This window comes from Streptomyces sp. NPDC088762, from assembly GCF_044750905.1.
GTDB lineage: Bacteria > Actinomycetota > Actinomycetes > Streptomycetales > Streptomycetaceae > Streptomyces.
Genome location: NZ_JBIVKT010000004.1, coordinates 494,520 through 517,176 on the forward strand (window position 1 = coordinate 494,520; position 22,657 = coordinate 517,176).

Sequence of the window (22,657 nt, forward strand, 5' to 3'; positions counted from 1 at the left end):
CTCGGAACACACGGAAGGGCCCCGGAGACGCCGTTGTCCCCGGGGCCCTTCCCCTTCCCCTGGATCCCCGTCAGTCACCGGGGAAGTGGCAGGCCACCTCTCGGGAGGCGGCGAGCTGCAGCAACGGCCGCTCGGTGCGGCACACGGCCTGCGCCTTGGGGCAGCGCGGGTGGAAGCTGCAGCCCGGGGGTGGAGCGGCCGGGCTCGGCGGGTCGCCGAGCAGCACGATCCGCTCCCGCCGCCGCTCCGCCGCCGGGTCGGGCAGCGGTACGGCGGACAACAGCGCCCGGGTGTACGGGTGCTGGGGGTTCTCGTAGAGGGACTTCTTGTCCCCGATCTCGACGATCCGGCCGAGGTACATGACGGCGACCCGGTCGCTGACCCGCTTGACGACGGACAGGTCGTGCGCGATGAACACGTAGGCGAGGCCCAGTTCGGCGCGCAGCCGCTCCATGAGGTTGACGATCTGGGCCTGGACGGAGACGTCGAGGGCGGACACGGGCTCGTCGGCGACGATCAGGCGGGGGCTGGTGGACAGCGACCGGGCGATGCCGATGCGCTGGGCCTGACCGCCCGAGAACTCGTGCGGGTAGCGGTCGATGTGCTCGGGGATCAGACCGACCAGTTCCATCAGCTCGGCGGCCCGGCGGCGGGCGTCGACGGCGCTCCAGCCCTGGACCAGCAGCGGGTCGGAGATGATCCGGGCCACCGTCTGGCGGGGGTTGAGGGAGGAGTGCGGGTCCTGGAAGACCATCTGGATGTTCTTGCGCAGCGGTCGCAGGGCGCTCTGGGAGAGCCGGCCGATCTCCTTGCCCTCGAAGGCGACCCGGCCCGAGGTGGGTTCCAGCAGCCGCACGATCATCCGGCCGGTGGTGGACTTCCCGCACCCCGACTCCCCGACCAGGCCGAGGGTCTGTCCGGCGGCCAGGTCGAAGGAGACCCCGTCGACGGCGCGCACGGGCGCCCCCCGGCGCCCGGTCGCGGACCGCTTCCCGGGGAAGGCCATGGTGAGGTCCCGTACGGACAGCAGGGGTTCGGAGCTCGTCGTCTTCATCGGGCCGCCTCCTCGGCGGTACGGGCGCCGGCGAAGTGGCAGGCCACCATCCGCTCCGGTCCTTCGCCGTCCCCGTACGCCACGAGTTCGGGCCGTACGTCATCGCAGGGCTCGGCGGCGCGCGGACAGCGCGGGGCGAAGGCGCAGCCCGGGGCGGGCGCGAGCAGGGAGGGCGGTGAGCCGGGGATGGAGGGCAGCGGTGCGTCGTCGGCGGTGTCCAGGCGGGGCAGCGAGTCGAGCAGCCCCCGGGTGTAGGGGTGGGCGGGATCGGCGAACAGGGCGTCGACCGGGGCTTGTTCGGCGGCCCGGCCGCCGTACATGACCAGCACCTCGTGGGCGACGCGGGCGACCACGCCCAGGTCATGGGTGATCATGACGACGCCGAGGCCGCGCTCCTCCTGGAGGCGGGCGATCAGCTCCAGGATCTGGGCCTGCACGGTGACGTCGAGCGCGGTGGTGGGCTCGTCGGCGATCAGCAGTTCGGGTTCGCAGGCCAGGGCCATGGCGATCATGGCGCGCTGGCGCATGCCTCCGGAGAACTGGTGCGGGTACTCCCCCGCGCGGCGGGCCGGTTCCGGGATGCCGACCTCGCCGAGCATGTCGACCGCCCGTTTGCGCGCGGCGGCCCGCCCGGCCCTGAAGTGCACGCGGTAGTGCTCGGCGATCTGCTCGCCCACCGTGTAGTAGGGGTGCAGGCTGGAGAGCGGGTCCTGGAAGATCATGGCCATCTTGCGGCCGCGCACCTTGGCGAGCTCCCGCTCGGGCAGGCCCGTCAGCTCCCGGCCGTCCAGGGCCACCGAGCCGCCGATCTCGGCGCCCCGGTGCAGTCCCATGACGGCGAGCGAGGTGACCGACTTGCCCGAGCCGGACTCGCCGACGATGCCGAGGGTCCGCCCGGCCTCGACGGTGAAGCCGAGCGAGTCGACGGCGCGTACGGTGCCGCGCGGGGTGGAGAAGGTGACGCGCAGATCGCGCACTTCGAGCAGGGCGGCCATCAGTACCTCACCCTCGGGTCGATGACGGCGTACAGGAGGTCGACGACGAGGTTGGCGACGACGATGAAGAAGGCGGCGAGCAGGGTGACCCCGAGGACCACGGGCTGGTCGGAGCTGACCAGCGCCCCGTAGAACAGCCGCCCGATGCCGGGGAGTCCGAAGATGGACTCGGTGATGACGGCTCCGGCGAGGAGCCCTCCGAGGTCCATGCCGAAGATGGTGAGGATGGGGGTCATCCCGGAGCGCAGCCCGTGTTTGACGACGACGGTGCGCTCGGGCATGCCCTTGGCGCGGGCGGTGCGGATGTAGGGCTCGGCCATCGCCTCGATCATCGAACCCCGGCTCTGCCGCGCGTACATGGCGGCGTAGAGCAGCGCGAGCGCCGTCCAGGGCAGCAGCAGGTTCGTGGCCCAGGCGAACGGGTTGTCGGTGAAGGCCTGGTAGGTGGGGTAGGGCAGGAGGCCGGCGATGCGGATGACCCCGTAGATGAGCATCACGGAGGTGAAGTAGACCGGCAGCGAGGCGGCCGCGACCGCGCCGACCATCAGGGCCTTGTCGGTGGCGGTGTCCTTGCGCAGGGCGGCGGTGACCCCGGCGCCGAGCCCGAGGACCAGCCAGAGGGCCGCGGCGCCGACGGCGAGGGAGGCGGAGACCGGGAGCCGGTCCATCAGCAGGTCCCAGACGGGCAGGGAGTTCTCGTACGAGTAGCCCAGGCAGGGGAAGTCGCACTGGACGGCGTACTGGCCGCTGCCGAGCGTGCGGCCGGTGAAGATGCCGGTGAGGAAGTCGGCGAACTGCCGCCACAGGGGCTGGTCGAGGCCGAGGTACGCCCGTACGTCGGCCAGTCGCTCGGCGCTGCACGTCTTGCCACAGGCGGCCGCGGCCGGGTCGGAGGGCAGGACGTAGAAGATGAGGAAGGTGACGGCGGCGATGGCGAGGAGCACGCCGGCGAGGGCGAGCAGGCGGCGGGCGAGGTAGAGGATCACGTACGGCCGCCCCTCGGGTCGAGGATGTCGCGCAGGGCGTCGCCGAGGAGCGTGAAGGCGAGCACGGCGAGGAAGAGGAAGACGCTCGGGATGACGAAGTACATGGGGTCGGTCTCGTAGAAGGCGACGGATTCGGCGATCATCTGGCCCCAGGAGGGGGTGGGCGGGCGGACGCCGACGCCGAGGTAGCTCAGCGCCGCCTCCGTGCTGATCATTCCGGGGATGAGCAGGGTGGTGTAGGCGATGACCGGGCCGGAGACGCCCGGGAGGATGTCGCGGGTCAGGATCCGCCAGGAGCTCGATCCGCCGACGCGGGCGGCGTCCACGTACTCGCGGTGTTTGAGGGAGAGGGTCTGGCCGCGGACGACGCGGGCGACGCCGGGCCAGCCGAAGAGTCCGATGACGGCGGTCATCAGCACGATGCGGTTGACGTCCTTGGCCACGGACAGCATCGCGATCATGAAGATGAGGGAGGGGAAGGACATGGTCAGGTCCATCAGCCGGGACAGGACGGCGTCGGTGCGGCCGCCGAAGTAGCCGGCGGCGATCCCGGCGGCCGTGCCGGCGAGGACCACGATGGCGGTCGCCGCGAAGGCGATGAGCAGGGAGACCTGGGCGCCGTGGACCACGCGGGCGAACAGGTCCCGGCCGGTGACGGGTTCGACGCCGAGCCAGTGCTCGGGGCTGATCCCGCCGAGGGAGCCGAGCGGCTGGCCGCCCAGGTAGGGGTCGATGGCGGACTTGTCGAACTCCTCGGGGGACCAGCCGCCCAGCGCGCCCAGCCAGGGGGCGGTGGCGGCCATCAGGACGAAGAGGAGGACGAGGCAGAGGCTGACGCGGACGGCGGGGCGGCGGCGGAGCTCCCGCCGGGCGAGCTGCCAGGGGCTGCTGCCGGGCGCTGCCTGCGCTGCCGCGGGCCGGGCGGTTTTGGCGGTGCCGGGGGCTGGGTGAGAGGTCGTCGTGCCGTCGGGAGCCGGGGCTGCGGGGGCCGGGGCTGCGGGGGCCGGGGTGCCAGGGGCACGGGCGGCGCCGGAGCCTGGCGTGTTGTCAGGGGCCGCGGCGCCGTCGGGGTCCGGGGCTGCGCGGTCGCCGGCGCCCGGTGCGGTGGTGGTCATGGTGTCGCGGGCTCCGGATTCCTCAGCCCTGGCTCTTGGAGGGGTCCTTGAGGCCGACGGTGGCGTAGTCGATGGTGCCGGTCCACACGGGGTGGCCGTAGGCGCCCGCGATGTTGGGGCCGACGAGCAGCGGCTTGCGCTCCAGCAGGACGGGGACGGCCGGGGACTTCTTCATGATCTCGGCGTCCAGGTCGATCCAGGCCTGGTTGGCCTGCTTGGCGTCGGCCATGGCGTTGATCTCGTCGATCCGCTTCATGGTCGCGTCGTCGCGGAACTGGCTGTTGTTGCCCTGGTTGCCCTTCTCCTTGATGGTGCGTCCGTCGAAGACGAAGGGGATGAAGGTGGAACCGGAGGGGTAGTCGGGGCACCAGCCGGAGAGCGTCATGTCGGGGGTGGTGGAGAGGTCGCCGATGACGTCGTAGTAGGCGCCCGGGTCGATGGTGTCGACGACGACCTCGATGCCGGCGCGGGACAGGCCTTGCTGGAGGGCCTCGGCCTTGGCCTTGTCGCCGGTGGAGACGGCGAGGGAGACCTTGAGGCTCTCCTTGCCCGCGGCCTTGAGGAGTTCCCTGGCCTTGGCCGGGTCGCCCGCCGGGGCGATCTTGAGGGTGTCGGCCTGCTTGCCGCCGGAGAGGGCCGGGGGCAGGTAGGCGGTGGCGACCTCGTTGAGGGCCGGGCCGCCGCCCGCGGTGATCACGGACTCCTTGTCCACGGCGTACTGCATGGCCTCGCGGACCTTGGGATCGTTGAAGGGCGGCCGGGAGTTGTTCAGGTAGAGCATCTCGGTGCAGCCCTGGGACTCGGCGAGCAGGCGCGCCTTGACGTCCGGCTTGGGCAGGACCTTCGGCGCGCTCTCGGGCCGCATGTCGGCGTACTGGACGGCGGAGGCGTCGGCGCCCTCGCCGGCGATGATGCGGTCGTCGATCTGGCCGCCCTTGAGGCCCATGACCACGACGAACTTGTCGGGGTAGGCCTTGCGGACGGTGTCGGTCCTGGCGTCCCAGTGCTCGTTGCGGACCAGGACCAGCTTCTTGTCGCGGTCGTACGACTCGATCTTGTACGGGCCGGAGGAGAACGGGCGGGCGTCGTACTGGGTGCCCTTCTCCTGGGCCTGCGGCACGGGGGCGAAGGTCGGGAGGGTCGCGGTCGCGGAGAACTCGGCGACCGGCCGCTTGAGTTCGAAGACGATCGTGCGGTCGTCGGGGGCCTTGACCGAGTCGAGGTGCTGCCCCTGGAGGGGGCCCTTGTAGCCCTCGGCGCCGGCCAGGTACTGGGCCGCGTAGTCGGGGCCGCCCGTGAGGTCGGGGGCGAAGGAGCGCTCGACGTTGTACTTGATGTCCTGGGCCTTGATGGGCGAGCCGTCCTCGTACTTCACGCCCTCCTTGAGGGTGAAGGTCCAGGTGCGGCCGCCGTTGGAGGGGGTGCCCAGGTCGGTGGCGAGGTCGGGGACCAGTTCGCTGCCGCCCTTGCCGGGCTCGGCCTTGAAGGTGACGAGCGTGCGGTAGAGGAGCCGGGTCCCGAAGTCCATGGCCGGCATGACCCAGTTGCGGGCGGGGTCGAGGTGGGCGAAGTCCTGGTTCGAGAGGACGGTGAGGGTGCCGCCCTTGACGGGGGTGCCGCCGAGGATCTTGCCGTCGTTGGCGGCGGCCGGGTTGGAGGCGCCCGCGCCGGCGGAACCCTTCTTGGGGTCGGAGCAGCCCGAGGCGCCGAGTGCGAGTGCCGCCACCAGGGCGGTGGCGAGGGCGAGTTGGGTGCGCTTGGTCATGGTCACTCCAGTGAAGGGCCGCGCTCTAGGGTGTGACCGGTAACATAGTAATGTGAAATTGTACTGACAAGAGGTTTGCGCCGTCGTTATTCAGCCGTGTCCAAATCCCGCTGGTGTAAAGCCTGTTGGGCGGGTCCACAGCGGACCGCCCGCCACTCCGCCGCAGTGGCGGGGTGGCGGGCGGTCCTCACCGTCAGTCCAGGATGTCCGGGATCGGCTCGGTGTTGGCGCGCTGGACGGCCGCCTTGGAGCCGGTCGCCGAGCCGAGAGCCCAGTCCGAGAGCGCCATCGAGTCGGCGTAGCGCTCCTCGTCGTTCAGCAGGACGCCGATGACGGTCTTGCCGTTGCGGTTCACGGAGAAGACGAGGCACTTGCCGGCCGCGGTGCCGGTGCCGGTCTTGACGCCGATCGCGCCGGGGTACGCGTACCCGGTGGGGCTGGGCTGGATGAGCAGGTTGCTGTTCTTCCAGGTGGCGTCGGTCGACGTGCCACCGGTGTCGTAGGAGGTGACCTTCACGATCCTCGAGAAGGTGAGGCCCTTCATCGCGTGCTTGGTGAGCTTGGCGAGGTCGCGCGGGGTGGTGAGGTTGTTGCCCGTGGGCGAGATGCCGTCGAAGGAGTCGTAGACCGTGTTGGTCATGCCCAGCGCCTTGGCCTTGGCGTTCATCTTCGCGATGAAGTCCGCCGTGCGCTCCTTCGTGGTCGCACCCGCGCCGAAGGTGTCGGCGAGCGCGTAGGCGGCGTCACAGCCCGACGGAAGCATCAGGCCGTACAGCAGCTGACGCACCGTCGGCGTGGAGCCCGCCTTCAGGTGGGCCGAACTGGCGCCCTCCCGGACCACGTAGTCCAGGTACTCCTGCTTCACCGGGACCTTCCGCTCGAGGTCGAAGTCAGGAGACGCCAGCGCCGTGACGAAGGTCATGATCTTGGTGGTGCTGGCCATCTGGCGCTTGGTGTCGGGCTCCTTGGAGAAGAGCGTGGCTCCGGTCGTGCCGTCCATCAGGAAGGCGCCCGCGGCGGTGACGGGCGGCGCGGCGGCGGCCTGCGCCGGCGCGGCCACCGTCAGCAGGGCTCCGGTGACGATGGTGACGGCGAGCGCACCGCGTGCGCGGCGCATCAGATTCGTTATCAAGTTCTGTCCCCGTGTAGGCAAATGTGGGCGAAGGGGCGCGGGCACCAGGGTGCCCGCGCCCCTTCGGGAGCTTAGCCGCAGGGTCAGACACCCGAGCCGAGGCCGCCCGGGGTGCGGCCGACGGGCTCGTCGCGGCCCTGCGCCCACAGGGAGCGGACGTGGCCGAGGTGGCGCATCATGCAGGCCTCGGCCGCCTCGGCGTCTCCGGTGAGCATCAGGTCGAGCAGCTCGATGTGCTCCTCGGCGGAGGAGACGAGCTTGCCGGCCTCGTCCAGCCCCGTGAGCCCGTACAGCCGGGAGCGCTTGCGCAGGTCGCCGACGGTCTCCACGAGGCGGTCGTTGCCGGCGAGGCCGAGCAGCGTGAGGTGGAAGCGGCGGTCCGCCTCCAGATAGCCGATCAGATTGTGTTCGCGGGCGCTGGTGACGATTTCCTGCGCGATGGGGCGCAGGGCTTCCAGCTGCTCGGTCGTGGCGATCTTGGTGATCCGTCCGACGGTCGGCACCTCGATCATCGTGCGCAGTTCGGTGTACTGGTCGAGATCGCGCTCGCTGACCTCGGTGATCCGGAAGCCCTTGTTCCGGACGGGCTCGACAAGGCCTTCGCGGGCCAGGTCGAGCATCGCCTCGCGCACCGGCGTGGCCGAGACGCCCAGTTCCGCCGCGAGGCCCGGGGCCGAATAGACGCTGCCGGGGCGCAGCTCCCCCGCTATCAGGGCGGCTCGGAGGGCGTGGCCGACCTGGTCGCGGAGCCGTTCCTGGGCCTTGATGAGACTGTGCTGCTTCAGGTCACCCATTGCTTTTCCTCCGAGACCCCTCACCCCGCCGATGGGCGGAAGAACAGCGTACAATGTCACGTTTCGCTGTTTCCCCCGGCGGCCTCGAACAGCGCGACCGCCACGGCAAGATCCTCCCAGGCCATGCCCACACTCTTGAACACCTGTGGACAACCCGGCGGCCCGCCCGCCGGCATCCGCCCGGCGACCAGGTCGGCCAGGGTGCCGGTGATGTGGCCGGGCCCGATGGCCCCTTCCGCCTCCGGCACCAGCAGGTCCCCGGCCTCGCGCAGCGCCGCCGCACGCGACTCCACGTACACGGCGGAGCGCCGGATGAGGGCGGTGTCGGTCTCGCGGGCCTCCGGCTCGTGCGAGCCGACCGCGACGACCACCGCCCCCGGCCCGACCAGCCGCCCGTCGAAGAGGGGGGTGCGGGCCGTGGTGCAGCACACCACCAGGTCGGCGTCGGCCACGTCCCCCGCCGTCCCGGCGCGGGCGGGCACCCCGAGGCCTTCTGCGTGCTCCGCCAGCCTGCGGGCCCCGAGCGGCTGCCGGGCGACCACCGCCACCTCCGCCAATTCCCGTACGGAGAGCACCGCTTCCAGGTGGCCGTACGCCTGCGGGCCCGACCCGAAGAGCACCAGCCGCAGCGGCCGCCCGGCCGGGGCCAGGTACCGCAGGGCGAGGGCCGAGACCGCCGGGGTGCGCAGAGCGGTGAGGGCCGCGCCGTCCATCAGGGCCAGCGGTCGCAGGGTGGGGCCGTCGAGGAGGAGGTAGCTGCCGGTGATGCGGGGCAGGCCGCGCGCCGGGTTCCCGGGGGCGACACCCGCGACCTTCACACCGGCGTACGCCCCGGACGCGGCCGGCATCAGCAGCAGTTCACCGCCGCCCGGCACGGCGAGCGCCGTGCGCTGCGGACCGCTCTCGGGATCCTGCCCGGCCCGCAGGGCGGCGGCCAGGGCGTCGCCGGCCTCGGCCGGCGTCAGGAGCCGGGCCACGGCGGCCGCGTCCAGGTGCCGCAGCCCGCCGGAGCTCACCGCATCGGGCCGCGTCACAGCAGGAAGCCCGTCCCGAGCGCGTCGTACGGGTCGACGGCGAAGGCGTGTTCGCCGGTGCGGTAGGCGGTGCCGGTGACCTCGGTGACCCCGCCCGGCAGAATCCGCCCGGTGAAGACGGTGCCGGTCACCGACTCGTGCAGCAGGTCCTCGCCCGGGCCCAGCCGCCCGTCCTGCGCCAGCAGGGCGAGCCGCGCCGAGGTGCCGGAGCCGCAGGGCGAGCGGTCGGTCTGCCCGTCGGCGAAGACGGTGACGTTGCGCTGGTGCGGCCCGAAGGGGGTGTCGGGCAGCTCCTCGTGGAGGATCACCCCGTAGACACCGGAGAGCAGCGGCCCGTCGGGGTGCCAGGCGGCCGGGTGCGTGGCCAGTGCGGACCGGATCTCCCGTCCGGCGCGGACCAGGGCGGGCAGGGCGGCCCGGGAGACGTCCAGGCCCAGGTCGCGGGCGGCGACGGAGGCGTAACAGGCCCCGGCGTGGGCGAGGTCCACCTCGGCCACTCCGAGCGAGGTGGCGACCGGAACCTTGCGCGCCGCCACCCGGGCCGGGACGTTGCGGAAGGTGATCCCGGTGGTGCGGCCGCCGTCCCGGTGCACGGTGGCGGTGACCCGCCCGGACGGCACGTCGATGCGGACCTGGGCGTCCCCGTCGTCGGGGGCCGCGACCCGGCCGGTGTCCACGGCCCAGGCTCCGAGGGCCATGGTGCCGTGGCCGCAGGCGGTGGAGTAACCGTCCTTGTGCCAGAACAGGACGCCGAAGTGGGCCCCGTCGTCGTCCGGGGGCACGACGAAGCCGCCGTACATGCCGGCGTGCCCGCGCGGCTCCTGCACGAGCAGGCGCCGTACGTCGTCCAGCGCGCCGCGTCGCGGGGCGGTCCCGGAGCCTCCCGGGCCGATGGCGGTGGCGCAGCGCTCGGCGACGGTGTCCCCGGGAACGGGCGGAACGCCGTCGGCACCGGTGTCGACGATCCGGAAGGGCTCGCCCGCGGTGTGGTAGTCCACCGTACGGACGGTGTTCACAGCAGGAATCCTCCGGGGAAGGGGTCGGTGGGGTCGAGGAAGTACTGGGCGGTGCCGGTGATCCAGGCCCGCCCGGTCACGGTGGGGACGACGGCCGGGAGTCCGCCGACGGTGGTCTCACCGATCAGCCGGCCCGTGAACTCGGTGCCGATGAAGGACTCGTTGACGAAGTCCGCGCCGAGTTCCAGCAGGCCGCGGGCGTGCAGCTGGGCCATGCGCGCGCTGGTCCCCGTACCGCAGGGCGAGCGGTCGAACCAGCCGGGGTGGATGGCCATGGCGTGCCGGGAGCGACGGGCGTCGGAGCCGGGGGCGGCGAGGTAGACGTGCTTGACCCCGGCGATGGAGGGGTTTTCGGGGTGGACGGGGCGGTCGCCCGAGCTGTTGATCGCCTCCATGACGGCGAGTCCGGCGGCGAGCAGGTCGTCCTTGCGGGCCCGGTCGAAGGGGAGGCCGAGGGAGTCGAGTTCGACGAAGGCGTAGAAGTTGCCGCCGTAGGCGAGGTCGTAGGTGACCGTGCCGAAGCCGGGGACCTCGGCCTTCAGATCGAGGCCGGCGCAGAAGGAGGGGACGTTGGTGAGGGTGACGGCGGTGGCCGCCCCGTCCTCGACGCGTACGTCGACGCTCACCAGTCCCGCCGGGGTGTCGAGCCGGACGGTGGTGACCGGTTCGACGACGGGCACCATGCCGGTCTCGACCAGGACGGTGGCGACCCCGATGGTGCCGTGCCCGCACATGGGCAGCAGGCCGGACACCTCGATGTAGAGGACGCCGAAGTCGGCGTCGGGCCGGGTGGGGGGCTGCAGGATGGCGCCGCTCATCGCGGCGTGCCCGCGCGGCTCGTACATGAGCCGGGTGCGGATGTGGTCCATGTGCTCGATGAAGTGGAGCCGCTTCTCGGCCATGGTGGCGCCGGGGATCACCCCGACTCCCCCGGTGATGACCCGGGTCGGCATGCCCTCGGTGTGCGAGTCCACCGCGTGGTAGACGTGGCGTGTGCGCATCGTGTCCCCCCTCGGACGGGTTAGTTGAGGCCCTCGGCGAGGGCCTTTTCGGTGGCGGCGCGGACGGAGGCCTCGGTCTCGCCGGTGAGCGGGAAGCGCGGCGGCCGGGTGGCGCCGCCGGGGCGTCCGGCCAGGTCCATGGAGAGCTTGATGGCCTGGACGAACTCGGTCTTGGAGTCCCAGCGGAGCAGCGAGTGCAGGGACTTGTAGAGCGGCAGCGCGGTGGCGAGGTCACCGGCGACGGCGGCCCGGTACAGGGTGGCGCAGGACCGCGGGATCGCGTTGGGGTAGCCGGCGATCCAGCCGACCGCGCCCGCGAGGGCGAGTTCGAGCAGGACGTCGTCGGCGCCGATGAGCAGGTCGAGGCCGGGGGCGAGTTCGGCTATCTCGTAGGCGCGGCGCACGTCCCCGCTGAATTCCTTGACGGCGACGATGGAGCCGTCGCCGTGGAGGCGGGCGAGCAGGGCGGGCGTCAGGTCGACCTTGGTGTCGTACGGGTTGTTGTACGCGACGACGGGCAGGCCGGCCCGGGCGACCTCGGCGTAGTGGGCGCGGACGGTCTCCTCGTCGGCCCGGAAGGCGTTGGGCGGCAGGAGGAGTACGGAGCCTGCCCCGGCCTCGGCGGCCTGTTCGGCCCAGCGGCGGGCTTCGGCACTGCCGTACGCGGCGACGCCGGGCATGACGCGGGCTCCGTCGCCGGCGGCCTCGACGGCGGTACGGACGACGCGGGCCCGCTCCTCGTCGGTGAGGGTCTGGTACTCGCCGAGGGAGCCGTTGGGGACCACGCCGTCGCAGCCGTTGGCGATCAGCCAGGCCACGTGTTCGGCGTAGGCGTCGTAGTCGACGGTGAGGTCCGCGCGCAGCGGGAGCGTGGTGGCGACCATGATCCCGTGCCAGGGCCGGGAGCGGGTGTCTGCGCCGGGTGCGGGGGTGGGGACGGGCGCGGGGGCGGGCGCGTGGGTCATGAGGTGACTCCCTAGTGTGGTGTGTGACATTTTACTAGTGGGTGTGAGCCGGCCACAAGGGTCCGGGACACCCGATCAGCGATCGGCGGGGGGAAGTTCGGCGAGGTGGCGCAGCGGGACCGGACAGGACAGCGGCCGCCGGTCGGGCGCGGGCCGCTCCCCGCACAGGGCGGCCACGGCCGGGCCGCACATCCGGCCCTGGCACCAGCCCATGCCGGCCCGGGTGAGGAGTTTGACCGTACGGGCGTCTCGCGCGCCGAGGTCTTCGGCGGCCTCCCGGATCCGGCCGGCCGGCACCTCCTCGCAGCGGCAGACGACGGAGTCCTCGCGCAGCCAGCCGGTCCAGCCGGGGCCCGGGCGGTGGGCGGCGCCCATGACGCCCGCGAAGGCGCGCAGCCGGGCGCGGCAGCGGGCGAGGGCGGCGGGGACGGGCTTCCCGGCGGCGGTGAGGGCGGCGATCTCCCCTTCCGCGAGCGCGAGTTCGGCGCCTCCGATGCCGCCGGTCTCCCCGGCGGCCCAGATGCCGGGGACGGAGGTGCGCTGCCCGGCGTCGAGGTCCAGGGCCACCGCGCCGTCGGGGCCGTGCAGGGTGGCGCAGCCGAGGCCGGTGGCGAGTTCCAGCTGGGGCACGAGCCCGTGGCCCACGGCGAGGGCGTCGCAGGGGATCCGGCGGGCCGTGCCGGGCAGCGGTCGCCAGTCGCGGTCGAGCCGGGCCACGGTGACGGCTTCGACGCGGTCGGTGCCGTGCGCCTCGACGACGGCGGACCGGGTGAGGAGCCGGACGGCGCCCTTGAGCAGCGCGCCTCCGTGGAGCGCGCCCTCGGCGAGCTTGCCGGGGTTGCGCAGCAGCGTGGTCGCGCTGCGCGCGTACGCGGTGTACGCCGAGGCCTCCACCACCGCCGGGACCGTGGCTCCGGCGGCGGCCAGCGAGCCGGCCACGGCGAGCAGGAGGGGTCCGCTGCCGGCGACGACGATCCGGCGGCCGGGCAGGACCAGGCCGCCCTTGAGCATGGCCTGGGCTCCGCCGGCACCGACCACGCCGGGCAGGGTCCAGCCGGGGAAGGGGAGTTGGCGCTCGTACGCGCCGGTGGCCAGCAGGACGCGGGCGGCGCGCACGGTCGCCGCGTGCTCGTCGGGGCCGGCGACCGCGTGCAGGGTCCAGTGGTCGCCGTCGGGGACCACCGTCCACACGTGGTGGAGCGGGAGGTACGTGATCCGGCCCGCCGCGGCGTGGGCGCGCAGGGCGGCTTCGCGGGCGGCGAAGGCGGCCCATCCGTGATGGAGGGCCTCGGGGCGGGCCGCGCCGAGGCCGGGTGCCGGACGGCGGTAGAACTGCCCGCCGGGCTGCTCCCCCGCGTCGAGGAGGGTGACGCGCAGGCCGTGGCCGGCGGCGGTGACGGCGGCGGCGAGCCCGGCCGGACCGGCGCCGATGACGGCGAGGTCGGTGGGGCCCGTGGGACCGCCAGGGTGGCCGGGGTTGACGGGGTCGATGGGGTCCGCGGGTTCAGATGCCGAGGTCTGCATGGCCCGTGCCCTCCTGAGTGGTGACGGTGTCCCCGGAGCGGGCGGGGACCAGGCAGGCGCGCTGGTTGGGGCGCCCGTTGACGGTCACGAGGCAGTCGTAGCAGCTGCCGATCCCGCAGAAGGCGCCGCGCGGGGCGCCGCTCTCGCGGGTGGTCCGCCAGGCCAGAATCCCGGCGGACCAGAGCACGGCGGCGATGGACTGGCCCTCGTGCGCGGGCAGTTCGCGCCCGTCGAAGGCGATGGGGTACGTCGATACCGGGCTGCCGCCGACCAGGGAGCGGGGGCTTCGCATCAGGGGGTCCTCCTCGGGGGTGCCGGGGGCCGGTCCCCGGCGGGCGGCTCGGCGGGGGTTTCCCCGAACCGGTCCGGACGGAAGGGCAGCGGGTCCACCGGCGGGGCCGTTCCCGTCAGGGCCGCGGCGATCAGGGCGCCGGTGGCCGGGGCCAGGCCGATGCCGGCGCCCTCGTGCCCGCAGGCGTGGAGCAGGCCGGGGCGGCGGGGGTCGGGGCCGATCGCCGGGAGGTGGTCCGGGAGGTAGGGGCGGAAGCCGTGGTAGGTGCGCAGGACCCGGACGCCGGCCAGCACCGGGAAGAGGGCCGCCGCCTGGGAGGCCAGCCGGCGCAGGGCCTCGATGGAGAGGGTGCGGTCGAAGCCGACGCGTTCGCGGGTGGCGCCGATCAGAACGGGGCCCGCCGGGGTGCCCTCGACCACGGCGGAGGACTGCAGGGACGCCGAGCCGCTGGCGACATCGGCGATGTAGTCGGCGGCGTAGACCTTGTGGCGGACGACGCGGGGCAGCGGTTCGGTGACCAGGACGAAGCCGCGGCGCGGGAGGACGGGCAGGCCGGCCCCGGCGAGGGAGGCGAGGCGGCCGCCCCAGGTGCCCGCCGCGTTGACCACGGCGGGGGCGAGGAGTTCCCGCTGCGGGGTGCGCACGCCCCGGACCGCTCCTGCGGCGTCCAGGAGGATGTCCGTGACCTCCTCGCCCAGGTGGACCTCGGCGCCCGACGCGGCCAGCAGCCGGGCCGCCGCCTGGGCGGGCTGGACCTGGGCGTCCTGGGGGTAGTGGAAGCCGCCGGCCAGGCCCGGCGCCAGGTGGGGTTCCAGGTCGCGGAGGTCGTCGGCCCCCGCCTCGGCCGCTTCGACTCCGGCCTTGCGCTGGCCTTGCGCGAAGCTCCGCAGCGCTTCGAGCGAAGCCTGGTCCGGGGCGACGACGAGGCCGCCCTTGGGTTCGTACTCGATCTCCTGCGGGAGGGCCGAGGCGAGTTCGTGCCAGAGTCCGGCGGACAGGAGGGCGAGGTCGAGTTCGGGGCCCGCGTCCTTGTCGGAGACGAGCAGGTTGCCTTCGCCGGCGCCGGTCGTGCCGCCCGCGACCGGGCCGCGGTCGACCACGGCCACGGAGAATCCGGCGCGGGCCGCGTAGTACGCGCAGGCCGCCCCGACGACGCCGGCGCCGATGATCACGACGTCGGGAGAGTGTCTCTTGAGCACGGCAGTAATATGTCACATTCTTTAGGGCCTGCCCAGACCGGTCCCGGAGCCGGGACCGGTCCGGTACGGATCAGCTGCGGAGCGGGCCCTCACAGCTGTAACTCGAGGTCGCGGCGAGCTTGTTGGACCAGATCTCCGGCGCGCCGAAGGAGCAGTTCATGTCGGCCAGGTTGTTCGAGGCCGCGCCGGCCCGGTCGAGGAGGAAGTAGTCGACCGTCTCGGACATGTCCTTGAAGTTCTGGTCGTCGCTGCGCCAGTTCTTCAGGTTCGCGGTGATCCGTCCGGTGCAGGTGAAGCGCCGCTTGCCGGGGTCGCCGTTCTCCACGCACTCCGGGTTGTTGTACGTGGCGGTGGCGAAGGCCGACTTCACCGAGGCGAGCGCCGAGTCGCGCAGCTGCTCGTTGGGGGTGAAGCGGGTGTCCGGGACGAACAGCTGGTCCACCTTGGCGATCTGCGCGTTGAGGAAGCGGTCGTAGTCGCGCTGGAGGTAGGTGTCCGCGCCCATCCGGCCGCGCCAGGCGTCGTACGCCGCGACGTCGTTGTTGCGCAGGTGCGTGTACATCTCGCGCAGCAGGGAGGGCTTCTCGGTCCACAGGAACTCGAAGAACGTGCCGGCGTAGCTGTAGAAGCGGAAGCCGTCGCCGTCGTAGGTGGCGTTGAGCAGCTGCTCGACCGACATGCGGGGGCCACCGCCCGCGGTGTCGCTGATGACGCTCTTGACCAGGGACTTGCGGACGGCGATGCCGTTGTCGCGGGTGGCACCGTCGAAGAACTCGGCGGTGCCCTCGTCCATGGCGGTCGTACGGTCGCTCTCGTACCAGGGTCCCTCGCCGAAGAAGCCGGGGACGGCGTAGCGGCCGTTGAGGTAGTGCGTGTACTCGTGGCGGAAGAGCTCTTCCAGGGTGAGGGAGGAGTCCTGGGGCACCCGGCGCTGGTAGGTGTAGAAGGTGGCGCCGTTCTCGATGTACATGCCGCCGTTGTTGGTGCCGTAGCCGTTCAGCATCGTCTGGTAGGTGACGTAGTCGGCGCGGGAGGCGTAGAGCACGATGTTCAGCGTGCTGTTGGGGTCGCCGGCGAGGGGCTGGTCGGTGCCGAGGACGCGGTGGAACTGCGCCTTGACCTGCTTGCTCGCGTAGTAGAGCTGGTCGACGGTGGCCCGGTCCAGGGCCGTGCGGACCTTGATGCCGCCGTTGTCGTAGGTGTAGGTGTTCGGGAAGAGCATCTTCTCGATGTCCTCCTTGCACACCCCGTACGGCTTGCAGGCCTCGTAGGTGTTCAGCCAGGACACGATCTTGGCCCACTGCTCGCTGCCGTTGCCCCAGTCGGCCTTGACGGTCCCGAGGAGGGCGCCGAGGTCGGCGACGATCTGATCCCTGAGGCCGTCGATCTGGCCGAAGCGGCCGTACTCGCCGAGGGCGTCGCGGGTCACCCATTCGTTGGCGGTGCCCTTGAGGTGGGTGTAGCCCGCGAAGGCCTTGAACGCGGCGCGGTAGGCGGGGTCGGCCGTCACGGCGGCGTGGAAGGCGGAGTCCTCGTTGCCCGGGTAGACGCCGAGGTAGCTGGTGCTGAGGGCGGCGAGGGCCGCGCCGCCCCAGGCCGGGTCCTTGTGGGTCTCGGGGTGCGAGGCGTCCATGGTCGCCAGGACCTTCTTGATGAGGCCGAGCTGGTACTGGCGCAGGCCCGGGCCCGCGGCGTAGAGGGCCTCGCGCAGGGTGCGGGCGTTGGAGGCGGTGACGTCGAAGGTGTGGGCGGCGTTGCCGAAGGCCTCGATGGCGCGGCGTACCGCATCGACGGTCGCGGCGTCGGTCAGGTCGATCTCGTCGCGCGAGAAGTCGTGGTAGGCGGCGGCGTGCAGGTAGGTGAACATCTCCTCGAGGTGCGAGGAGTTGCGGCCGTCGTGGGCGGCGGCCAGGCCGGCTATCCGGCGGGACACGGCCTGGACGTGCGCGTCGGACATGACGGGCGCCAGGCGGGCGTCCCACGTCCAGATGAGGCCGCGCAGACAGCCGTCGGCCAGGACGGCCTGGTCGGCGAGGAAATCGGCGAACTGCTCCGGGGACAGGCCGGTGATCCCGTCGAGGGTGCAGGGCACGGCGACGGCGAGGCTGCGCGCGGTGGGGGTCGCCTGAGCCGCCGCGGCGCGGCTCTTCTCGGTGCTCGCGGCGGGCGCGGCCTCGGGCGTCGCGGCGCCGGGGACCCGGCCGGTGGCGTCCGTGCCGCCGGGGGCGTGGGCGGGCGCCGGCTTCTGCTCCCTCGGATGGGCGAGGCGGTCGACCTCGTCGAAGGGATTCGCCGCGGGCGCGGCCGAAAGGGCGCCGGGCGCCTTGGCGCCGCCCGCGACGGCGGCGGTGGTCCCCGATTCCGCGGCCTGCGTGGTGGCCTGGCCGGCGGTGGCGAGGAGCGTCACGGCGACGGCGGAGGCGAGGAGGGACGAACGCACAGCTCTGTGCTGGAACACCGAGAACTCCCGTGTGGAGAGGGTGACGTGGGGGGTGGTGCGTGAACGGCCCCGGGGCGGGTGCACTGCGCGGGTCGACGGCGCGGGTCAACAGCCCCGGGTCACGCGGCGTTTGACGGGGATTAACGTGCCGCGGTGTGAGCTGTAACATAGTAATGTGAAATTGCACTGACAAGACCTGTGCGCCCACCAGTTCGCACCTTCTTGAGGGAGCCCTCGTTGACCGACACCTCCTCCCGCCTCCACACGGGCAGCCACGACCTGCCGGTATCCCCGGAGTTGTCCCGATTCATGGCGGGGAACTGGGCCGCCTCCCCCCTGCCCGGGGTCGACCGCGTCCCCGGCCACGCCGTCACCCCCGCCCGCCGGGCCCGGCTCTCGGCGCGCTTCCCGGGAGAGCGGCTGATCATCCCGGCCGGCGAGCTGAAGGTCCGCTCCAACGACTGTGACCACCGCTTCCGCCCGCACAGCGCGTACGCCTGGCTGACCGGACTGACGGGCGAGGACCAGGTGGGCCACGTCCTGGTCCTGGAGCCCTCGGGGCCGCACGCCCACGAGGCCATCCTCTACCTGCGGCCGCGTTCGCCGCGGGCGGGCGGGAACGAGGAGTTCTACCGGGACCGCCGCTACGGGGAGTTCTGGGTGGGACGCCGCGCCGACCTGGCGGAAGCGGAAGCCCTCACCGGCATCCGCTGCGCCCACCTGGACGCACTGGGGTCACCGGCGGGCCGCAACGCCGCGACCGACGGCGAACTGGCCACCGTTCTCTCGGAATTGCGGCTGGTGAAGGACGCCTGGGAGGTCGAGCAGCTCCAGCTGGCGGTCGACCACACGGCGGCGGGCTTCGAGGACGTCGTACGGGCACTGCCGCGCGCCCTGGCGCATCCGCGCGGGGAGCGGTGGATCGAGGGGGTCTTCGGCCTGCGCGCCCGGGCGGAGGGAAACGGCACCGGCTACGACACGATCGCGGCATCGGGCGCGCACGCGTGCGTCCTGCACTGGATCCGCAACGACGGCCGGCTGAACCCGGACGAACTGCTGCTCCTGGACGCGGGTGTGGAGACGGACACCCTCTACACGGCGGACATCACCCGCACCCTCCCGCTGTCGGGCCGCTTCTCCCCCGTCCAGCGGCAGGTCTACGAACTGGTCCTGGCCGCCCAGGAGGCGGGCATGGCCGCCCTGCGACCGGGGGCGAGCTTCCGGGACTTCCACCGGGCCGGCATGCGGGTGATCGCGGAGGGCCTGGCGGAGTGGGGGGTCCTGAAGCACGCGGAGGGCGACCTGCACCGGCGGTACACGCTGTGCAGCAGCGGGCACATGCTCGGCCTCGACGTGCACGACTGCGCGCAGGCACGGTCGGAGACGTACCTGGACGGCGTCCTGGAGGAAGGCCAGGTCCTGACGGTGGAGCCGGGCCTCTACCTCCAGCCGGACGACGAGACCCTGCCGGCGGAGCTGCGCGGGATCGGGGTGCGCATCGAGGACGACCTGGTCGTCACCGCGGACGGCGCCCGCCTGATGTCGGGCGCCCTGCCGCGCACGGTGGACGGCATCGAGGAGTGGATGGGACGCCTCCTGAACGGTTAGGACACATCAACGCGAGTGGCGGTCCGGGGACTTGAGCCGGGTGATGAGTTCCTCGACGAAGACGTCCAGATGGGCCGGGCGGGGGCCGGTGCGGGTGGCGCAGTACCAGGTGCGGGTCAGCGGCTGCGCGCCGATGCGGACCAGGGCGAGGCCGTGCGAGTCCACGTAGGGGGCGGCCACCCAGTTCGGCAGCACCGTCACGCCCTGGCCGCCCGCCACCATCTCCACCACCAGGTCGGTCACCACCGGCATGGTGGTGATCCTGGCCGGGCGGGCGCCCGGGGGGAGGGGCAGCGGCATCGACGGGATGCGCTTCTGGTCGTAGAAGTCGTAGAGGACGAGGTCGGCGCCGTCGAAGTCGCGGGCGGTCAGGTGCTCGCGGGAGGACCAGGGGTGGCCGGCCGGCACCACGGCCATCATCTCGTCGTCGAACAACGTGGTCAGGGACACCCGGTCCATCTGCAGGTCCGGCTTGGTGACGAGCGCGACGTCGATCCGGTCGGCGAGGAGCGCCGGGATCGGCGCGTCGTCGGGGACGGTCTCGATCCGCACCTCGGTGTCGGGTTCGCGCGCGCGGAAGGCGCGCAGCACGGGCGGCAGCCACGGGAAGGTGGTGCTGCACTGCGCGGCGAAGCGGACCCGCCGGTCGCGGCCGTCGCGGATCTCCCGCAGATCGCGGGAGGCGGACTCCAGTTCGCCGAGGACCTGGCGGGCGGCGACCAGCAGCCGGCGGCCGGCGGCGTTCGGGACCAGACGGCGGCCCTTGCGGTCGAACAGGGGCATGCCGAGGCGGCCCTCCATGCGGGTCAGCCGCTGGCTGAGGGCGGGCTGGCTGACGAAGAGCCGCTCGGCGGCGGCGGTCAGTGAGCCGGCCTCCGCGGTGGCCTCCAGGAGCTCCAGGTCACGCAGATCCACATCCATAACCTGGGATTATCACATGCTCCAAAGTACGTCGTGGTCTTATCGGTTGAAGGCTCTTACGTTTCTGGTGTCAGCACGACGAACCCACCGAACCGTTCAGCCGCGAAGGGCCCACGAAAATGACCGAGACCAGCACCAACATCAGCACCAGCACCAGCACCAGCACCACCCCGACCACCGCATTGATCACGGGTGCCTCCAGCGGCATCGGGCTGGACGTCGCCCGGGCCTTCCTGGCGAGCGGCGCCGACGTCGTCCTCAACGGCCGGGACCCCGAACGCCTGGCCAAGGCCGCGGCCGGCCTGGGCCACCCCGAACGGACCGCCTGGGTCGCGGGCAGCATCGCCGAACCGGAGACCGGCGAGGCGCTCGTCCGTACCGCACTCGACCGCTTCGGCCGCCTCGACGTCCTGGTCAACAACGCCGGCACCTTCGCCTCCAGGCCGTTCACGGAGGTCACGCCGGAGGAGCTCGACGGCTTCCTGACGGGCAATCTGAAGGGCACTTACCTCACGACCCAGGCCTTCGTACGGGCGCTGCGCGCGCAGGGCGGGGGCGGCAGCATCGTCAACATCGGCACCGTCCTGGTGGACCACGCGCTGGCGGGTTTCCCGGCCTCCGCACCGGTGGTGAGCAAGGCGGGGGTGCACGCGCTGACGACGAGCCTGGCCGCGGAGCTCGCGGCGGACGGCATCCGGGTCAACCTCGTCGCGGCCGGAATCGTCCGCACCCCGCTGCACGGGGACTCCGACGTGGACTCGTTCGGCGGAATCCACCTGCTGAACCGGATCGGTGAGGTGTCCGAGATCTCCGAGGCGGTCCTCTACCTGGCGCACGCCGATTTCGTCACGGGACACGCCCTGCGCGTGGACGGCGGCCACGTCATCGGCCGCGCCGCCTGAGGTCCCCGCTCCCCGCCCAACACCCCACGCCTACCCACCGGAAGGACATCCGCCATGCCGTACGTCAACGTCAGGATCACCCGCGAAGGCGCCACCGCCGCCCAGAAGGCCGAGATCATCGCCGGAGTCACCGACCTGCTGGTCAAGGTCCTCGACAAGGACCCGGCGACCACGTTCGTCGTCATCGACGAGGTCGACCTCGAGAACTGGGGCGTCGGCGGCGTCCCGACGGAGGAGTACCGCCGCCGCACGCGCTAGGTCGTGTCGTCAAAGTGGCGCCGGGCGGACGGGACTTCGAAGACACGACCTGCAGCGCTCAGGGGAGCACCGCGATGCCGTCCAGTTCGACGAGGGCCTGCTCGTCCCAGAGGCGGACCGCGCCGATGACGGCCATCGCCGGATAGTCGCGGCCCGCCAGGCGGCGCCAGATCCGGCCCAGTTCGGGGGCGTGCCTGCGGTACGCCGGCACGTCGACCGCGTACACCGTCACCCGGGCCAGGTCGGCCGGGGTGCCGCCGGAGGCTGCCAGGGCCGTCAGGAGGTTGGTCAGGGCCACCTCGAACTGCTCCGGCAGGCTCTCCCCCACCACCTTGCCGGCGCCGTCCAGCGCGGTCTGGCCGGCCAGGAACACCAGCCGGGAACCGGTCGTCGCGGTGACGGCGTGCGAGAAACCCGTCGGCGGCGACAGCTCCGGCGGGTTGATCCGTTCCAGGCTCATCGCGCGCCCACCTCCCCCCGGCACGGCCCTCGTGCGCGCCCGGTACAGCTCCTTCGCGATGATGCCGCGCTGCACCTCGCTCGCCCCCTCGTAGATCCGGGGCGCCCGCACCTCCCGGTAGAGGTGTTCCAGCAGGTGGCCCCGCCGCAGGGCCACGGCCCCGTGCAGCTGGACCGCGTGGTCCACCACGTACTGGGCCGTCTCGGTGGCCAGCAGTTTCGCCATCGCCGCCCGGCGCGGGACCTCCGGGGAGCCGGGGTCCCTGTCGTAGGCGGCGGCCGCCGCGTAGACCAGCAGCCGGGCCGCCTCCGTGCGGGTGGCCATCTCGGCCACCCGGTGCGCGACCGCCTGCAGGTCGCTCAACGTCCCGCCGAAGGCCGTTCGGTCCGCGGTGTGCGCGAGGGTCGCGTCGAGCGCCGCGCGGGCCATGCCCACCGCGAACGCGCCGACGCTCGGCCGGAAGAGGTTCAGGGTGTCCATCGCGACCCGGAAGCCCCGGCCGGGCTCGCCCAGGAGGTCGTCGCGGCCGACCGGGACCCCGTCGAAGGACAGGGAGCCGATGGGGTGCGGGGACAGCATGTCCAGGGGCTGCCCGCCCAGTCCGGGGCGGTCGGCCGGAACCAGGAAGGCGGATACGCCCTTCGCCCCCGGGCCCTCACCCGTCCGGGCGAACACGGTGTAGAAATCCGCCTCCGGCGCGTTGGAGATCCAGCACTTCTCCCCGCTGAGCCGCCAGCCCCCCGCCGGGTCGGGGGCCGCCGCCAGCGCCAGGGCCGCCGCGTCCGAGCCCGCCCCGGGCTCGCTCAGCGCGAAGCCCGCCACCGCCCGTCCCGCGCGGACCGCCGGCAGCCACCGTTCCCGCTGCGCCGCGGTCCCGGCCCGCAGGACCGGGTGGGCCCCGAGCCCCTGGAGGGCGAGGGCCGTCTCCGCCTCCGTACAGCCGTGGGCGAGGGATTCGCGCAGCAGGCACAGCTCCAGGGCGCCCGACGTGAACACCCGCTCCAACAGGCCCAGCTCACCCAGCTCCGCGAGCAGGGGCCGGTTGACCCGTCCCGGCTCCCCCTTCTCGGCGAGCGGCCTGAGCCGGTCCGCCGCCAGTGCGCGCAACTGCCCGCACCATTCCTCCTGGTCCACCCCGAGCGCGAATCCGGTCATCCGAATGTCCCCGCATCTATCGCGTCCTGTTGACTGCCGTC

The 22,657-nt window shown here is 72.8% G+C and carries 20 protein-coding genes and 1 pseudogene; 3 read left to right on the forward strand and 18 right to left on the reverse strand.

The features are described from left to right. Positions 1-70 precede the first annotated feature (70 nt). From ACIP5M_RS13675 to ACIP5M_RS13745, 15 genes are all read right to left on the reverse strand, one after another. A complete protein-coding gene (locus ACIP5M_RS13675) occupies positions 71-1,054 on the reverse strand; it encodes an ABC transporter ATP-binding protein (RefSeq protein WP_401196045.1) in 984 nt (327 codons plus the stop codon). Next, complete coding sequence (locus ACIP5M_RS13680; protein ID WP_401196047.1) at positions 1,051-2,049, reverse strand: ABC transporter ATP-binding protein; 999 nt, start codon at positions 2,047-2,049, stop codon at positions 1,051-1,053. Before ACIP5M_RS13680 ends, ACIP5M_RS13675 begins: the two co-directional genes overlap by 4 nt. Further along, positions 2,049-3,035: an ABC transporter permease gene (locus tag ACIP5M_RS13685; protein ID WP_401196050.1), complete on the reverse strand. Its 987-nt coding sequence runs from the start codon at positions 3,033-3,035 to the stop codon at positions 2,049-2,051. The genes ACIP5M_RS13680 and ACIP5M_RS13685 overlap by 1 nt, the downstream gene beginning before the upstream one ends. Further along, entirely contained in the window at positions 3,032-4,150 is a 1,119-nt protein-coding gene (locus ACIP5M_RS13690) for an ABC transporter permease (protein WP_401196051.1), read from the reverse strand. The genes ACIP5M_RS13685 and ACIP5M_RS13690 overlap by 4 nt, the downstream gene beginning before the upstream one ends. A gap of 22 nt (positions 4,151-4,172) precedes the next feature. Continuing rightward, a complete protein-coding gene (locus tag ACIP5M_RS13695) occupies positions 4,173-5,915 on the reverse strand; it encodes an ABC transporter substrate-binding protein (RefSeq protein WP_401196053.1) in 1,743 nt (580 codons plus the stop codon). Positions 5,916-6,108: 193 nt separating this feature from the next. Further along, positions 6,109-7,032 carry a D-alanyl-D-alanine carboxypeptidase family protein gene (locus tag ACIP5M_RS13700; protein ID WP_401196055.1) on the reverse strand — a complete coding sequence of 308 codons (924 nt, stop codon included), beginning with the start codon at positions 7,030-7,032 and terminating at the stop codon, positions 6,109-6,111. 98 nt (positions 7,033-7,130) lie between these two features. Continuing rightward, a complete protein-coding gene (locus ACIP5M_RS13705; RefSeq protein WP_401196057.1) occupies positions 7,131-7,841 on the reverse strand; it encodes a GntR family transcriptional regulator in 711 nt (236 codons plus the stop codon). Between the two features lie 56 nt (positions 7,842-7,897). After that, positions 7,898-8,833 (reverse strand): ornithine cyclodeaminase family protein, encoded by a 936-nt coding sequence (locus ACIP5M_RS13710; protein ID WP_401196341.1) that lies wholly within the window; start codon positions 8,831-8,833, stop codon positions 7,898-7,900. A gap of 38 nt (positions 8,834-8,871) precedes the next feature. Next, on the reverse strand, positions 8,872-9,900 hold the full coding sequence (locus ACIP5M_RS13715) for a proline racemase family protein (protein ID WP_401196343.1): 1,029 nt from the start codon (positions 9,898-9,900) through the stop codon (positions 8,872-8,874). Next, the gene (locus ACIP5M_RS13720; RefSeq protein ID WP_401196060.1) at positions 9,888-10,892 is read right to left on the reverse strand and encodes a proline racemase family protein; all 1,005 of its coding nucleotides are present in this window, start codon (positions 10,890-10,892) and stop codon (positions 9,888-9,890) included. The genes ACIP5M_RS13715 and ACIP5M_RS13720 overlap by 13 nt, the downstream gene beginning before the upstream one ends. Positions 10,893-10,912: 20 nt before the next feature. After that, positions 10,913-11,857, reverse strand: coding sequence for a dihydrodipicolinate synthase family protein (locus tag ACIP5M_RS13725; protein ID WP_401196062.1), 945 nt, complete (start codon positions 11,855-11,857; stop codon positions 10,913-10,915). 75 nt (positions 11,858-11,932) lie between these two features. Beyond that, positions 11,933-13,381, reverse strand: a complete 1,449-nt coding sequence (locus tag ACIP5M_RS13730; RefSeq protein ID WP_401196064.1) for an NAD(P)/FAD-dependent oxidoreductase — start codon at positions 13,379-13,381, stop codon at positions 11,933-11,935. Next, the gene (locus ACIP5M_RS13735) at positions 13,362-13,673 is read right to left on the reverse strand and encodes a (2Fe-2S)-binding protein (RefSeq protein ID WP_401196067.1); all 312 of its coding nucleotides are present in this window, start codon (positions 13,671-13,673) and stop codon (positions 13,362-13,364) included. Before ACIP5M_RS13735 ends, ACIP5M_RS13730 begins: the two co-directional genes overlap by 20 nt. After that, a complete protein-coding gene (locus ACIP5M_RS13740) occupies positions 13,673-14,872 on the reverse strand; it encodes an NAD(P)/FAD-dependent oxidoreductase (RefSeq protein ID WP_401196070.1) in 1,200 nt (399 codons plus the stop codon). The genes ACIP5M_RS13735 and ACIP5M_RS13740 overlap by 1 nt, the downstream gene beginning before the upstream one ends. Before the next feature lie 70 nt (positions 14,873-14,942). Then, entirely contained in the window at positions 14,943-17,330 is a 2,388-nt protein-coding gene (locus ACIP5M_RS13745; RefSeq protein WP_401196072.1) for a collagenase, read from the reverse strand. Between the two features lie 219 nt (positions 17,331-17,549). Here ACIP5M_RS13745 and ACIP5M_RS13750 point away from each other — a divergent pair, with 219 nt between their 5' ends. Next, positions 17,550-18,920 (forward strand): aminopeptidase P family protein, encoded by a 1,371-nt coding sequence (locus ACIP5M_RS13750; protein WP_401196075.1) that lies wholly within the window; start codon positions 17,550-17,552, stop codon positions 18,918-18,920. Between the two features lie 6 nt (positions 18,921-18,926). Here the strand turns inward: ACIP5M_RS13750 and ACIP5M_RS13755 are convergent, their stop codons facing one another. Then, positions 18,927-19,841 carry a LysR family transcriptional regulator gene (locus tag ACIP5M_RS13755; RefSeq protein ID WP_401196077.1) on the reverse strand — a complete coding sequence of 305 codons (915 nt, stop codon included), beginning with the start codon at positions 19,839-19,841 and terminating at the stop codon, positions 18,927-18,929. 119 nt (positions 19,842-19,960) lie between these two features. Here ACIP5M_RS13755 and ACIP5M_RS13760 point away from each other — a divergent pair, with 119 nt between their 5' ends. Together ACIP5M_RS13760 and ACIP5M_RS13765 are read left to right on the forward strand one after the other, a co-directional pair. Further along, on the forward strand, positions 19,961-20,743 hold the full coding sequence (locus tag ACIP5M_RS13760; RefSeq protein WP_401196079.1) for an SDR family NAD(P)-dependent oxidoreductase: 783 nt from the start codon (positions 19,961-19,963) through the stop codon (positions 20,741-20,743). A gap of 54 nt (positions 20,744-20,797) precedes the next feature. Further along, positions 20,798-21,001 carry a 4-oxalocrotonate tautomerase family protein gene (locus tag ACIP5M_RS13765; RefSeq protein WP_401196081.1) on the forward strand — a complete coding sequence of 68 codons (204 nt, stop codon included), beginning with the start codon at positions 20,798-20,800 and terminating at the stop codon, positions 20,999-21,001. Positions 21,002-21,059: 58 nt separating this feature from the next. Here ACIP5M_RS13765 and ACIP5M_RS13770 read toward each other — a convergent pair whose 3' ends face one another. Then, positions 21,060-21,461 carry a RidA family protein gene (locus ACIP5M_RS13770; protein ID WP_401196346.1) on the reverse strand — a complete coding sequence of 134 codons (402 nt, stop codon included), beginning with the start codon at positions 21,459-21,461 and terminating at the stop codon, positions 21,060-21,062. A 39-nt stretch (positions 21,462-21,500) separates the two neighbouring features. Next, a pseudogene (locus ACIP5M_RS13775) lies at positions 21,501-22,616 on the reverse strand (acyl-CoA dehydrogenase family protein); the annotation flags it as partial. Between the last annotated feature and the right edge of the window lie 41 nt (positions 22,617-22,657).